The 13,290-nt window shown below is 31.9% G+C and carries 13 protein-coding genes; 7 read left to right on the top strand and 6 right to left on the bottom strand.

Translation table 11 applies throughout. The features are described 5' to 3' along the window. Window positions 1–46 precede the first annotated feature (46 nt). Window positions 47–1,054 carry an aspartate-semialdehyde dehydrogenase gene (locus ACKTST_RS00440; protein ID WP_408045824.1) on the bottom strand — a complete coding sequence of 336 codons (1,008 nt, stop codon included), beginning with the start codon at window positions 1,052–1,054 and terminating at the stop codon, window positions 47–49. A 12-nt stretch (window positions 1,055–1,066) separates the two neighbouring features. Beyond that, the gene (locus ACKTST_RS00435; RefSeq protein WP_408045823.1) at window positions 1,067–1,555 is read right to left on the bottom strand and encodes a GNAT family N-acetyltransferase; all 489 of its coding nucleotides are present in this window, start codon (window positions 1,553–1,555) and stop codon (window positions 1,067–1,069) included. Between the two features lie 205 nt (window positions 1,556–1,760). Between ACKTST_RS00435 and trhO the strand changes: the two genes are divergently transcribed. From trhO to dinB, 5 genes are all read left to right on the top strand, one after another. Next, a complete protein-coding gene (trhO, locus tag ACKTST_RS00430) occupies window positions 1,761–2,792 on the top strand; it encodes an oxygen-dependent tRNA uridine(34) hydroxylase TrhO (protein ID WP_408045822.1) in 1,032 nt (343 codons plus the stop codon). Then, window positions 2,792–4,039, top strand: coding sequence for a peptidase U32 family protein (locus ACKTST_RS00425; protein ID WP_408045821.1), 1,248 nt, complete (start codon window positions 2,792–2,794; stop codon window positions 4,037–4,039). The genes trhO and ACKTST_RS00425 overlap by 1 nt, the downstream gene beginning before the upstream one ends. Continuing rightward, window positions 4,039–4,269 carry a ferredoxin gene (locus ACKTST_RS00420; protein WP_408045820.1) on the top strand — a complete coding sequence of 77 codons (231 nt, stop codon included), beginning with the start codon at window positions 4,039–4,041 and terminating at the stop codon, window positions 4,267–4,269. Before ACKTST_RS00425 ends, ACKTST_RS00420 begins: the two co-directional genes overlap by 1 nt. Before the next feature lie 89 nt (window positions 4,270–4,358). After that, complete coding sequence (locus ACKTST_RS00415; RefSeq protein ID WP_408045819.1) at window positions 4,359–4,757, top strand: ACT domain-containing protein; 399 nt, start codon at window positions 4,359–4,361, stop codon at window positions 4,755–4,757. A gap of 6 nt (window positions 4,758–4,763) precedes the next feature. Beyond that, window positions 4,764–5,846, top strand: a complete 1,083-nt coding sequence (gene dinB, locus ACKTST_RS00410; protein WP_408045818.1) for a DNA polymerase IV — start codon at window positions 4,764–4,766, stop codon at window positions 5,844–5,846. Here the strand turns inward: dinB and ACKTST_RS00405 are convergent. From ACKTST_RS00405 to rplU, 4 genes are all read right to left on the bottom strand, one after another. Further along, a complete protein-coding gene (locus tag ACKTST_RS00405) occupies window positions 5,843–7,690 on the bottom strand; it encodes a tetratricopeptide repeat-containing sensor histidine kinase (protein WP_408045817.1) in 1,848 nt (615 codons plus the stop codon). The two genes, dinB and ACKTST_RS00405, sit on opposite strands and share 4 nt — an antisense overlap. 80 nt (window positions 7,691–7,770) lie before the next feature. Next, window positions 7,771–8,505: a LytR/AlgR family response regulator transcription factor gene (locus ACKTST_RS00400; RefSeq protein ID WP_408045816.1), complete on the bottom strand. Its 735-nt coding sequence runs from the start codon at window positions 8,503–8,505 to the stop codon at window positions 7,771–7,773. 370 nt (window positions 8,506–8,875) lie between these two features. Next, window positions 8,876–9,136: a 50S ribosomal protein L27 gene (rpmA, locus tag ACKTST_RS00395; protein WP_028891690.1), complete on the bottom strand. Its 261-nt coding sequence runs from the start codon at window positions 9,134–9,136 to the stop codon at window positions 8,876–8,878. Window positions 9,137–9,158: 22 nt separating this feature from the next. Continuing rightward, entirely contained in the window at window positions 9,159–9,647 is a 489-nt protein-coding gene (gene rplU / locus ACKTST_RS00390) for a 50S ribosomal protein L21 (RefSeq protein ID WP_408045815.1), read from the bottom strand. 209 nt (window positions 9,648–9,856) lie between these two features. Between rplU and ACKTST_RS00385 the strand changes: the two genes are divergently transcribed. Continuing rightward, window positions 9,857–11,173 (top strand): M16 family metallopeptidase, encoded by a 1,317-nt coding sequence (locus ACKTST_RS00385; protein WP_408045814.1) that lies wholly within the window; start codon window positions 9,857–9,859, stop codon window positions 11,171–11,173. An 18-nt stretch (window positions 11,174–11,191) separates the two neighbouring features. Beyond that, entirely contained in the window at window positions 11,192–13,246 is a 2,055-nt protein-coding gene (locus ACKTST_RS00380; RefSeq protein ID WP_408045813.1) for a M16 family metallopeptidase, read from the top strand. The last annotated feature ends 44 nt before the right edge of the window (window positions 13,247–13,290 follow it).

Raw genomic sequence — 13,290 nt, 5'->3', positions numbered from 1 at the left:
CTGCATAAATTTATGCAGGATTTAAAAATTTAATATTTCTTGATTTTTATACTTCAACTGAACTTTTAATCAAATTGTTTTCTACTAAATATTCCGCTATTTGAATCGTGTTTGTAGCAGCTCCTTTTCGTAAGTTATCAGAAACAATCCACATATTTAATGTGTTTGGTTGCGATAAGTCTCTACGAATTCTACCTACAAAAACGTCGTCTTTTCCTTCAGCAAAAAATGGCATTGGGTATTCGTTGTTTTCAATATCGTCTTGAACAGTAACTCCGTCTGTTTTAGCAAGAATAGTACGAATATCTTCTAATTCAAAATGATTATCAAACTCAACATTTACAGTTTCTGAATGCCCCCCAACAACTGGAATACGAACTGCTGTAGCTGTAATACCAATACTTGGGTCGCTTAAAATCTTATGCGTTTCTCTAACAAGTTTTAATTCTTCTTTTGTGTAACCCGCTTCCTCAAAAACATCACAATGTGGTAGTGCATTTTTATGAATCTGATATGGATATGCCTTATCGCCATCAATACCATTAGCTTCGTCTTGTAATTGACGAACTGCTTTAACACCCGTACCTGTTATAGATTGATATGTTGAAATCACCAACCTTTTAATTCCGTATTTTCTATGCAAAGGCGCTAATGCCATTACCATTTGAATGGTAGAACAATTAGGGTTTGCAATAATTTTATCCTCCTCTGTTAATTCAGAAGCGTTAATTTCTGGGACTACTAATTTTTTGGTTGGGTCCATTCTCCAAGCCGAAGAATTATCAATTACCGCTGTACCAACCTCAGCAAATTTTGGAGCCCATTCTAACGATGTGCTTCCTCCTGCAGAAAATAATGCTACATCAGGTTTCATAGAAACTGCGGTTTCTAAACCTACTACTGAGTAATTTGTTCCTTTATACTCAATTTGACTTCCTACTGAACGCTCTGATGCAACAGGAATTAATTCTGTTACAGGAAAATTACGTTCTGCTAATACTTGTAACATCACGTTACCTACCATACCGGTAGCTCCTACAACTGCTACTTTCATTATTATTTATTTTTATTTGTTTAGGGTTAATTGCCAATAACCAATATCAACCCAAGTATTAAATTTATATCCTATTTGTTTAAAATGCGCTACTTTTTCAAACCCAAACTTTTCATGCAATCGTACGCTTGCTTCGTTTGGTAATGAAATTCCGCCAATTAACACATGAAAACCTTCCCTTTTTAAAATAGCTATCAACTCTTTATATAGTTGGCTTCCAATCCCTCGTTGGTTTAATCCGTGTTTTAAATACACCGAAACCTCAACACTTTTATTGTACGCGCTTCTTGTTTTCCATGTATTCGCATAAGCATATCCTAAAACTTTTCCTCCTTCTTCAAAAACCAACCACGGAAATTGCTTTGTAACACTTGCTATATTATTTTGAAAATATTCTACTGAAACAAGAACCTCCTCAAAAGTTGCTATTTCATTTTTTACATAATAATTATAAATATCAGCAATTTCGGTTGCGTCTTTAATATCTGCCTTTCGTATCATGCTATTTTCAAATAACTTTACAAAGGTTTAAAAAAATCAAATTGGTTGTATCTTATTTTACTTAAATTTTTACACAAAAGTTTAATTCCTATCAAGTTGACATCAAATGTGTTATTTCAAACACAAAAAGTAAATTTTCCTTACATTTGCAGCGATTTTATTAAAAAATCATAACATAATTTTGTTTAACTTAAAAAAGTATAGCATGCAACTGTACAACAAGTTAAGCGCAGAAGAACGCGCTAAATTAATAGATGAAGCGGGTAAAGACCGTATTACTATTTCATTCTATCAGTACCATAAGATAGAAAACCCAACCTTATTTAGAAATAAATTATTCTTAGAATGGAATGAGCTAGAAGTATTAGGTAGAACCTATGTTTCTTACGAAGGAATCAATGCTCAAATTTCTGTTCCTGCTGAAAATTTCAATGCTTTAAAAAAACAATTAGACAGTATTTCTTTCTTAAAAGATATCCGTTTAAATGTAGCTGTTGAACACGACAATAAATCATTCTTAAAATTAAAAGTTAAAGTTCGTGACAAGATTGTAGCAGACGGATTAAACGACGATACTTTTGATGTAACTGATAAAGGTGTGCATTTATCTGCCAAAGAATTTAACGAAATGTTGGCTGATCCAAATACGGTTTGTGTAGATATGCGTAACCATTACGAAAGTGAAATTGGGCATTTTGATGGTGCTATAACTCCTGATGTAGATACATTTAGAGATTCCTTAGATATTATTGAAGAAGATTTAAAAGACCATAAAGAAGATAAAAACCTATTGATGTATTGTACAGGTGGTATTCGTTGTGAAAAAGCTTCTGCCTACTATAAACACAAAGGTTTTAAAAATGTTTTTCAGTTAGAAGGAGGAATTATTGAATATACTCGTCAGGTAAAAGCTGAAGGTATTGAAAATAAATTTTTAGGTAAAAACTTTGTGTTTGATCACAGACGTGCTGAACGTATTTCTGAAGATGTAATTTCTAACTGTCATCAGTGTGGAAAACCTTGCGACACTCATACCAACTGTGCTAACGAAGGTTGTCACTTATTATTCATTCAATGTGATGAATGTGCTGAACAAATGGAAAACGCCTGTTCTTCTGAATGTCAAGACATCATCCATTTATCATATGAAGAGCAAAAAGAATTGCGTAAAGGAAAACACGCGAGTAATAAAATATTTAAAAAGGGGCGTTCAGAAGCTTTAAAATATAAGAAGTAATGCAAAAGATTGAATTAATGGCTCCTGCTGGTAATTTTGAATCGTTACAAGCAGCTTTAGATAATGGGTGTGATTCTATATATTTCGGTGTTGAACAATTAAATATGCGTGCTCGAGCTTCTATCAACTTTACTTTAGATGATTTAGAAGAAATCTCACGCAGATGTTCAGAAAAAAATGTTCGTACCTATTTAACCTTAAACACTATTGTGTACGACCATGATTTGTCTATTGTAAAAACCTTAATCAAAAGAGCGAAAGAAGCAAACATTACTGCGGTAATTGCCATGGATCAAGCAGTAATTGCTATGGCTAGAGCAGAAGGGATGGAGGTTCATATTTCTACTCAAATTAATATTACAAACATCGAAACGGTTAAGTTTTATGCCATGTTTGCTGATACTGTGGTACTAAGTAGAGAGTTAAGTTTACGTCAGGTAAAAAAGATTACCGAACAAATTGAAAAAGAGGAAATCAAAGGACCTTCTGGTCGTTTGTTAGAAATTGAAATTTTTGGTCACGGAGCACTTTGTATGGCAGTTTCTGGAAAGTGTTACATGAGTTTACACTCACATAATTCATCTGCAAACAGAGGAGCTTGCAAACAAAATTGTCGTAAAAAGTATACGGTAATTGATCAAGAGTCTGGTTTTGAAATGGAACTAGACAATGAGTACATTATGTCTCCAAAAGATTTGTGTACCATCGATTTCCTAGACCAAGTTGCAGATGCTGGAATTAAAGTATTGAAGATTGAAGGTCGTGGTCGTGCACCAGAATATGTAGCCAAAGTTATTAAGTGCTATCGTGATGCTATTGACAGTTTATACAACGGAACTTACGATAAAGAAAAGGTAATTAGCTGGATGCAAGAGTTAGAAAAAGTATACAATCGCGGTTTCTGGAATGGATATTATTTAGGTCAGAAATTAGGAGAGTGGAGTAAAGAACCTGGTTCGCATGCTACTCAAAAGAAAGTATATTTAGGAAAAGGAATGCATTATTTCCCTAAAGCTGAAATTGGCGAATTTAAAATTGAAGCTTATGATTTAGCTGTGGGTGATACCATTTTAGTTACAGGACCTACTACAGGTGCACAAGAAATGGAATTAAAAAGCATGTTTGTAAACGATAAAGAAGCACAAACTGCTACCAAAGGAGATGAAGTTACCATGAAGTTAGATTTCAGAATTCGTCCTTCAGACAAATTATATAAAATTGTAAAAACCGAATTTGCTAAAAACTAATGGTTGTAATTACCTTACAAAGAAACAAATGTATTGGGTGTAATTATTGTGTTGAGTTAGCTCCGGCACAATTTCAAATGTCGAAAAAAGACGGGAAATCTGTTTTATTACATTCCGCAGAAAAGAAAGGTTTCTTTACCATAAAATCGCACGACGATACTATTTTTGAAGCTTCAAATGAAGCTAAAAAAGCGTGTCCTGTAAATATTATTGAAGTAAAACAAGTATAATTTTACATAAAACTCTAAACTAAAGCTCTCAAATTTGAGAGCTTTTTTTATTCTAAAAAACTGTAATTTTATAATCAAACAAAACCTACATGTCAGGAGAAAAAAACTTATCGGTTCTTATTAAAGAAATGAAACCTTATCTTAATGAAGGTGATTATGTTTTTGTATCTAGTGCTATTTTGATTGATATAAACATCGACCAAATTATAGGGATTTTTAAAGAGCAAGAAGGCACCTCCTACATTTTAAAAAAAGAGCTTGCTGATAGTTTAAATTTGAAATATGATTTTATTGCAAGTTGGATTACCTTAAAAATCCATTCTTCCTTAGACGCTGTAGGTTTAACTGCTTCTTTTTCTTCTGAATTAGCTAAACATAATATCAGCTGTAATGTAGTTGCTGGTTTTTATCATGATCATATTTTTGTAGCTAAAAAAGATTCTTTAAAAACGATAGATGTATTAACCAATTTATCAAACTCTATTTAGCTTTCAATGAAATTACAACCTCCTTTTCGCAAAATTATTCATGTAGATATGGATGCTTTTTATGCATCTGTAGAGCAATTGGATGATCCTGAATTAAGAGGAAAACCTGTTGCTGTTGGTGGTAATGAAGTACGAGGAGTTGTTTCTGCAGCTAGTTACGAAGCACGAAAATTCGGAGTTCGTTCTGCTATGAGTGGAGTATTAGCAAAGCAAAAATGTCCGCACTTAGTTTTTGTTCCACCTAGGTTTGATCGTTATAAAGAAATATCTTCTAAAATTAGAAAAATATTTTACGATTATACTGATTTAGTAGAACCTCTATCGCTAGATGAAGCCTATTTAGATGTTACCGAAAACAAAAAAGGAAATCCGTCTGCAAGTATGATTGCTCAAGAAATTCGTCAACGAATTTGGGAAGAATTAGAATTACGAGCATCCGCAGGAATTTCAATCAATAAATTTATTGCCAAGGTAGCTTCTGATATTAATAAGCCTAACGGGCAAAAAACTATCAATCCAGAAGAAGTTATAGAGTTTTTAGAACAACTTCCCGTAAACAAATTTTACGGAGTAGGTAAAGTTACCGCTGCTAAAATGCACAACTTAGGCATATTTACAGGATTAGATTTAAAACAAAAATCTTTAGAAGAACTTTCCAACCTTTTTGGTAAATCTGGTGGTCATTATTATCAGATTGTTCGTGGAATTCATAAAAGTGAAGTAAAACCCAATAGAACTCGAAAATCGATTGCTGCCGAAACTACTTTTCGTGAAAATCTATCCTCTGAAGTTTTTATGTTAGAACGTCTTGAAAAAATTGCTGATGAATTAGAACGTCGCATGAAAAAATCGAACACCAAAGGAAAAACTGTAACTTTAAAAATTAAATACAGCGATTTTACGCAACAAACTAGAAGTAAAACTGTAAACCGTTATCTGCAATTAAAAAAAGAATTTTATCCTATTGTTAAGGAGTTATTGTATCAAGAAACACTAAACAACTCTGTTCGTTTATTAGGTATTTCTTTTAGTAATTTAAATACCGAAAAAAAAGAACCCGTTTGGGTTCAATTACGATTTGATTTTTAAAGTATTGGGAGTTTTAAGGTTACCATCGTTCCTTTTACTTTTCCTTTTTCATCAACCAAATCGGTATACACCAAACTGTAATCATTTTTATACTCATTAGCAAAATTTCGTAATCGTTCTTTGGTTAAATATATTCCGATAGATTTTCGATTTAGCGATTTACTATTCTTAATTTTCATGGCTGCATCACGCCCAATTCCATTATCAGTAATATCAATTTGTATGAATTCATCCGACTCCTTTTTTACTGTTAATATCACTTCTTTATCTCCTTTTTTTGATGACAAACCATGCCAAATGGAGTTTTCTAAAAACGGTTGTAATATTAATGGTGGAATTTTTATTCTTTCAGAATTTACGTTAGAATCTACTTTTTCAATATAATTTATTTCATTAGAAAATCGGATGTTTTCTATACTCATATATAGATTCATGGTTTTTAACTCCTCACTCAAAGTAACTTCTTTAACTGTAGAAGATTCTAAAATATTTCGAATTAGTTTTGAGAACTTATTAAGGTAGTGTACCGCATTTTTTTGTTCGTTGTTAATTACATATAACTTAATTGAGTTTAACGCATTAAAGACAAAATGCGGATTCATTTGAATTCTAAGCGCTTCTTGTTCTAGCTTTAATATTTTCTTGTCATTGTTTAACAATCTTTGTCTATACATAGAGTATAAAAGCACACCTAACAACGCAATAGAAACTAATGCTATAATTAAAACGTTTCTATTTCTTAATAGTTTTAATTTAGCTATTTCATTCTCTTTAGCTAAGTTTTTAATTTTGTTTTCACTTACTTCGTTATCGTACTTACTAATTAACGTGTTAACATACAATATGTTTTTATCGTTAAATGTTTTTCGTTCACCTTCAATAGCTTTTTTATAGTAGCTATACGCTTCTTCATACGATTGTTTCTTTTCGTATAATTCAGATAAATACAGATTAGATTTGTTTATTCCTGAAGGAATTTTGTGCTTTGTTGCTATTGCTAAACCTTTTTCTAAGTTTACTTCAGCTATTTTAATACTATCTAATTTTAGCTGCACATAACCAAGAGTGCTGAAAACTTCTGAAGTATAATATTGATTTCCTATTTCTTCAGAAATTGAAACTACTTCACTTATATACTTATAAGCCTCTTCATATCTTCTTTGCAACAGCAAAACATCACTAATACTTTGATGACAGATTACTTTTCCGAAATCAGAATTATTCTCAATATTATAATCTAAAGATTTATGATAATGTTCTAATGCTGCATCAATATCCCCTAGATTTTGGAAAGCAAACCCTATGTTTTGATGGTTGATTGCCAACCCTCTTTTATCTCCCAACTTTTCTTGAATTAAGATTGATTTTTTAAACTTTTCAAGAGCTAGTTGATATTGTTTTAAAGTCAAATAAATGTTTCCTATACTATTGTTTGAAATACTAATACTCACTTTTGTATCATCATCAGGAAACTCAACTTTATCAGCTAACTCAAGAGCCATTTGATGGTAGTTTAAAGCGCTTCTAATCTTATCTTGACGCCTATATACAACACCTACTTGATTTAGTGTTACAATTTCAGCATTCACGTTTTTTATCTCTCTCGAGATTTCTAAGGCTTTTAAATAATACTCTGTTGCTTGTTCAAAAAAAGAATTGTTTCTATAATGTCTTCCTAACAAATTATAAGCAAACACTTCTCCTAAAGGATATTTATTTTTCTCACTTTCCTTTAGAAAAAAATCTATTTCTTCTTTTTGAAATTTTGCTCGTTTAAAAAAGCGGTTTAGCTCGTAATAATCATTCTGCTTTTGTTTTACCGCCTCAACAATAAGACTATCCATATTGTATCGTTCTCTTTGAGAAAAACAAGAAAACGATATAAAAAACAAGAAAGGGATTATTATAAACTGTTTCATTTAAATTAAAATTTTTCTAAGAAATCAGATTTTCTTTGTCTTGATACAGGAATTTTATGATTGTCTTCTAAAATTACATATCCGTCTGACTTTAAGAACTCTTTAATTTTATTTAAATTAATAACAAATGAATTGTGAATTCTAAAAAAATGATCTTCAGGTAATAGTGAATTAATTTCTTTTAACTTTTTTGTTACAACTATTTTTTTTCCGTTTGATGTGTGAATAGTTGAATAATTCCCATCTGACTCAACAAATAAAATTTCATCTTCAGTAAGAAAAATCAACTTCCCATCTGTATTGATAGTAATTTTTCTTCTATTGAATTTTTTATTAAACTCCGATAGAATTTTTTCTACCTTCTCACTACTATCACTCTTTTTGTGATGTTCTTTTATTCTACCTATGGTTTGTTCTAAATCGTCAGAATCTATTGGCTTTAGTAAGTAATCAATCGCTTGGTTTTTTAACGCTTTAATCGCATACTCATTATATGCCGTTGTTATAATTATAGCGAAGTTTTTATTTTCTAATCTTTCTAACAACTGAAAACCGTCCATTGTAGGCATCTCAATATCTAAGAAAAGGCAATCAATATCAGTTTTATTAATATAGTTAATTGCTATTTCTGCTTCAGTGAACGTTTCAATTATTTCAACATCTTCATCAAAGTTTGATAACTCCCACGAGAGGCTTTGTATAGCTTTTGGCTCGTCGTCTACGATTACAGCTTTTAACATTTTATATAGTTCTCTTTGTTCCAAATGTAACAGATAAAATCTTAAAAATAAAATCGCAAATCCCTGTTATACCTCGAAAAACTGCTTAAAAAAGCCTCATAATAATAATATAATTACCATTTATACAAAAAAAATGACCATTTATACATATCTAACCTAAAAACACTTTTTTTACCCTGATATTTGTCTCGTAATACACAAGGGGAATCATATTGATAAATTGGGGGATTAATCAATAATGATATTAAGTTAAGAAGCACCACTTTTTTAAGTGGTGTTTTTTTTGATTTATATTTTTTGACAAAATTTTATAAAACAAAAAAGCTCAACTATTTCTAGTTGAGCTTATCTTATCTAATCAGGTAGTTTCTTAAGCCTCGAATGGAGTTACAGAAACATATGATTTATTATCTCTTTTCTTTTGGAATTTTACAACACCATCAACTTTAGCATGTAAAGTATGATCTTTACCCATGTAAACGTTTTCACCTGGATTGTGTTGAGTTCCTCTTTGACGAACAATAATGTTACCTGCAATTGCAGCTTGTCCTCCAAAAATCTTTACTCCTAATCGTTTCGATTCTGATTCACGACCGTTCTTCGAACTACCGACACCTTTCTTATGAGCCATCTTTGTAAGTTTTTAAAGTTAATTATTTACTTAATGCTTCAATTAATTCTGCTTTCTTTAAAGAAGTGTATCCTGAGATACCTCTTTCTTTAGCTAAAGCTTTTAATTCTGCAACAGTCATAGAACTTAAATCATCATTCGATTCAGCTTTTACTTCTGCTTTAGGAGCTTCTTTTTTAGCTGCTGCCTTTTTAGTTCCAGAAGTAGCAATTCCTTCGATTTGGATCTCAGTTAAATACTGTCTGTGTCCATTTTTCTTCTTGTAACCTTTTCTTCTTTTCTTTTTGAAAACGATTACTTTATCACCTTTTAAGTGACCTAAAATTTTTGCAGTTACTCCTGCACCTTCTATAGCTGGGGCGCCAATAGTTACGTTTCCGTTATCTTCAACAAGCATTACTTTATCAAAAGTTACTTTTGATCCTTCTGCCTCTTGTAAACGGTGTACGTATACTTTTTGGTCTTTTGCTACTTTAAATTGTTGCCCTGCTATCTCTACGATTGCGTACATACTATTTGTTTTGCGTTTATACTTTAATACACACTTTCTTACTGAAAATGCGGGTGCAAATATACATTTTTTACACCAACAAACAACCTATTATTCAAAAAATCACTCTCTTAACCCTAAAAAACATAATTTATTTTTATTTAAATGTAACAAAACCTCTAATTTCACGTCACATACGTTAAAGTAATTCAAAAATTAAATTTCAATCAATGAGAAAAAGAGTTATCACTCTAGCTTCTGCTCTGTTAGTAGGCTTTGCAGCTAATGCACAGAAAGTAGAATTTGAAGAGTACAATTTAAGCAATGGAATGCATATTATTTTGCATCAAGACAATTCTGCTCCTGTTGTTACTGTTGGAGTAATGTACCACGTAGGGTCGAAAGATGAAGAAAACGGAAAAACAGGAATGGCGCATTTTTATGAGCACTTACTATTTACCGGAACTGAAAACATCGGTCGTGGAGAGTGGAACAAAATTGAAGCAGCTAATGGTGGAACAGGAAACGCAAATACAAACTGGGACAGAACCTATTACTACGAAACATTTCCATCAAACAACTTACAATTAGGTTTATGGATGGAGTCTGAGCGTTTATTGCATCCAATTATCGACCAAAAAGCGGTAGACACTCAAAACGAGGTGGTAAAAGAAGAAAAACGCCAACGTATGGATAATGCCCCTTACGGAAAAGTTATATACGGAGATGTATACAACCATATTTTCGATAAGCACAATTATGGTAGACCAATGATTGGTTACATTAAAGATTTAGACGCAGCTACCTTAACTGAGTTTCAAGATTTCTACAAAAAATGGTACATGCCAAACAACGCTGTATTAGTAGTTGCTGGTGATTTCGATGTTAAAAACACCAAAAAATTAATCAAAGATTATTTCGAGACAATTCCTGCAAGAACGTTACCAACAAGAAATAAAATTGTTGAACCAGAAAGAACGCAAGAAAAAAGAGTAAAAGAATACGATGCTAACATTCAGTTACCAGCTATTTTATTAGCTCATAAAACTCCTTCTATGAGAGAAAGAGATTCTAAAGTGTTAGATGTAATCTCAACAATTTTAAGCAACGGGAAAAGCTCTCGTTTATACAAAAAATTAGTTGATGACAAGAAAAAAGCATTACAAGTATTTTCTTTTGCTCGTAACTTAGAAGAATATAGCGTTTACAATATCGGAGCAATCCCTTTAGGAAAAACATCGTTAGATGATTTAATTAAAGAAATGGATGAAGAAATTGAAAAGCTTCAAACTGAATTAATTTCTGACAGAGATTTAGAAAAAGTTCGTAATAAATTCGAAAACAACTTTGTTGCCTCTAACTCTAGCGTACAAGGTATCGCAAGTACTTTGGCAACCAACTATATGTTAGTAGGAGATACAAACATGGTTAACAAAGAATTAGAAATCATCAATTCTATTACCAAAGAAGAAATTAGAGACGTTGCTAAAAAATACTTAGCTAAAAACCGTCGTGTTGTTATCGAATATTTACCAAAAAAGAAATAATCATCTAAACTGAATTTAATGAAAGCGAAAATATTATCAATCGTAACCATATTATTTCTATCATTAACTGTTTCAGCGCAGATTGATAGAACAAAACAACCTCAACCAGGTCCAGCTCCTAAAATTAACTTAGGAACTCCAAAGAAATTTTCTTTACCTAACGGACTGCAAGTTTTAGTGGTTGAAAACCATAAATTACCAAGAGTAACAGCTACTTTAACTATCGATAATCCTCCGATGTCTTACGGTAATAAAAAAGGAGTTGAAACTATGTTAAGCGGTATGCTTGGAACAGGGTCTACCAACACATCTAAGGCAAAATTTGACGAGGAAGTTGACTTTTTAGGTGCTAACATCTCTTTTTGGGATGAAGGTGCAAGAGCTAGCTCTTTATCAAAATACTTTCCAAAAGTGTTAGGTTTAATGGCTGATGCTGCTTTTAACCCTGTGTTTACTCAAGAAGAGTTTGACAAGCAAATGAAACAAACTCTAGATGGAATTAAAAACAGTGAGAAAAGTGTTGCTGCAATTGCAAACAGAGTTCAAAACGCTTTAACTTATGGTAAAAACCACCCTTATGGTGAATTTACTTCTGAAGCTACATTGAAGAATGTAACTTTAGAAGATGTAAAGAATCTTTACAACAAAACATACAAGCCAAACAATGCGTATTTAATCATTATTGGTGATGTTACGTTAAACGAAATAAAACCTCAAGTTGAGAGTTTATTTAACCAGTGGAAAAAAGGAGATTTAGTTGCACAACAATTACCTAAAGTTGAAAACCCTTCAACTACTGAAATCAATTTTATTGATATGCCAAATGCTGTTCAGTCTGAATTAGCAATTATCAATGCAGTAGATTTAAAAATGAACGACAAAGACTACTATGCTGCTTTGTTAGCTAACCAAATTCTTGGTGGTGGTGGTACTGGTAGATTGTACAAAAACCTTCGTGAAGACAAAGGGTATACGTACGGAGCGTATTCTGGTATTGGTTCTAGTCGTTATGCATCTCGTTTCAAAGCATCAGCATCAGTAAGAAATATGGTTACTGATAGTGCTATGGTAGAAGCTATGAAAGAAATTAACAAAGTCCGTTTCCAAAAAGCTACACAAGAAGAGTTAGATATTGCAAAAGCAAAATACATCGGAAACTTTGTTCGTAATGTTGAAAAACCTCAAACAGTAGCTTCTTACGCGTTAAATATTTTAACAAACGATTTACCAGAAGATTACTACAAAAACTATCTAAAAAACATTAATGCTGTTACTTTAGATGACGTTCAAAACGCAGCTATTAAATATTTTAGAGGAGATAAAGCTCGTATTGTAATTACCGGTAAAGGAATGGATGTGTTAACCAATTTAGAAAAAACAGCTGATTATAAAATCAACTATTTTGATAAAGACGGAAACCCTACCGATAAACCAGCGATGAAAAAAGAAATTCCTGCAGGAGTTACAAAAGAAACAGTAATTAACAAATACTTCGATGCAATTGGTGGCGCAGATAAGCTTAAAGCTTTAAAAACAACAATGATTGTTTACGGTGCAGAAATGCAAGGAACCCCAATTGAAACTATCGAAAAAAGAAACGCTACTCATTTCTCTGCTACAACTGCGATGAACGGAAACGTGATGATGAAGGTTGTAATGGATAAAAATGCTGTAAAAATGAACGGACAAGCATTACCTCCTAAAATGGCAAATGAAATGGCTTCAGTTTTAGGTACACTTCCAGAATTCGGTTTCTTAAATAGCGCTGATTTTAAATTAACAGGAATTGAGTCTTTAGATGGTAATGATGTTTATGTTGTTTCTAAAAAAGGTGAAATAGTTTCAGTTTCTAGTTACTATGATGTTAATAGCGGGTTAAAGGTTAAAGAAGTGAAAACAATAAACATGGGAGGAAGAACTAACAACCAAGAAGCATTTTTTAGTGATTATAAAGATTTTGGTGGCGTAAAGTTTCCTTCAAAAAGAACAGCAACTATGGGTTCACAAAAAGTACAATTTATATTAAAAGACGCTAAAGTAAACGAAGGTGTTTCTGATGCTGATTTTCAATAAAAATTGAAATCTTAAATAGTTAACTTAAAGAGTCAAAACACTTG

It is taken from the genome of Tenacibaculum crassostreae (assembly GCF_964512405.1).
Taxonomy (GTDB): domain Bacteria; phylum Bacteroidota; class Bacteroidia; order Flavobacteriales; family Flavobacteriaceae; genus Polaribacter; species Polaribacter crassostreae.
The sequence above is the reverse complement of the archived record's forward strand: the minus strand, read 5'-3'. Positions and strand labels throughout refer to the sequence as shown.

Excerpts from the sequence above, each read along its gene's own strand:
- ACKTST_RS00440 (WP_408045824.1), bottom strand. The coding sequence starts at position 1,054 with ATGAAAGTAGCAGTTGTAGGAGCTACCGGTATGGTAGGTAACGTGATG.
- ACKTST_RS00435 (WP_408045823.1), bottom strand. The coding sequence starts at position 1,555 with ATGATACGAAAGGCAGATATTAAAGACGCAACCGAAATTGCTGATATT.
- trhO (WP_408045822.1), top strand. The coding sequence starts at position 1,761 with ATGCAACTGTACAACAAGTTAAGCGCAGAAGAACGCGCTAAATTAATA.
- ACKTST_RS00425 (WP_408045821.1), top strand. The coding sequence starts at position 2,792 with ATGCAAAAGATTGAATTAATGGCTCCTGCTGGTAATTTTGAATCGTTA.
- ACKTST_RS00420 (WP_408045820.1), top strand. The coding sequence starts at position 4,039 with ATGGTTGTAATTACCTTACAAAGAAACAAATGTATTGGGTGTAATTAT.
- ACKTST_RS00415 (WP_408045819.1), top strand. The coding sequence starts at position 4,359 with ATGTCAGGAGAAAAAAACTTATCGGTTCTTATTAAAGAAATGAAACCT.
- dinB (WP_408045818.1), top strand. The coding sequence starts at position 4,764 with ATGAAATTACAACCTCCTTTTCGCAAAATTATTCATGTAGATATGGAT.
- ACKTST_RS00405 (WP_408045817.1), bottom strand. The coding sequence starts at position 7,690 with ATGGATAGTCTTATTGTTGAGGCGGTAAAACAAAAGCAGAATGATTAT.
- ACKTST_RS00400 (WP_408045816.1), bottom strand. The coding sequence starts at position 8,505 with ATGTTAAAAGCTGTAATCGTAGACGACGAGCCAAAAGCTATACAAAGC.
- rpmA (WP_028891690.1), bottom strand. The coding sequence starts at position 9,136 with ATGGCTCATAAGAAAGGTGTCGGTAGTTCGAAGAACGGTCGTGAATCA.
- rplU (WP_408045815.1), bottom strand. The coding sequence starts at position 9,647 with ATGTACGCAATCGTAGAGATAGCAGGGCAACAATTTAAAGTAGCAAAA.
- ACKTST_RS00385 (WP_408045814.1), top strand. The coding sequence starts at position 9,857 with ATGAGAAAAAGAGTTATCACTCTAGCTTCTGCTCTGTTAGTAGGCTTT.
- ACKTST_RS00380 (WP_408045813.1), top strand. The coding sequence starts at position 11,192 with ATGAAAGCGAAAATATTATCAATCGTAACCATATTATTTCTATCATTA.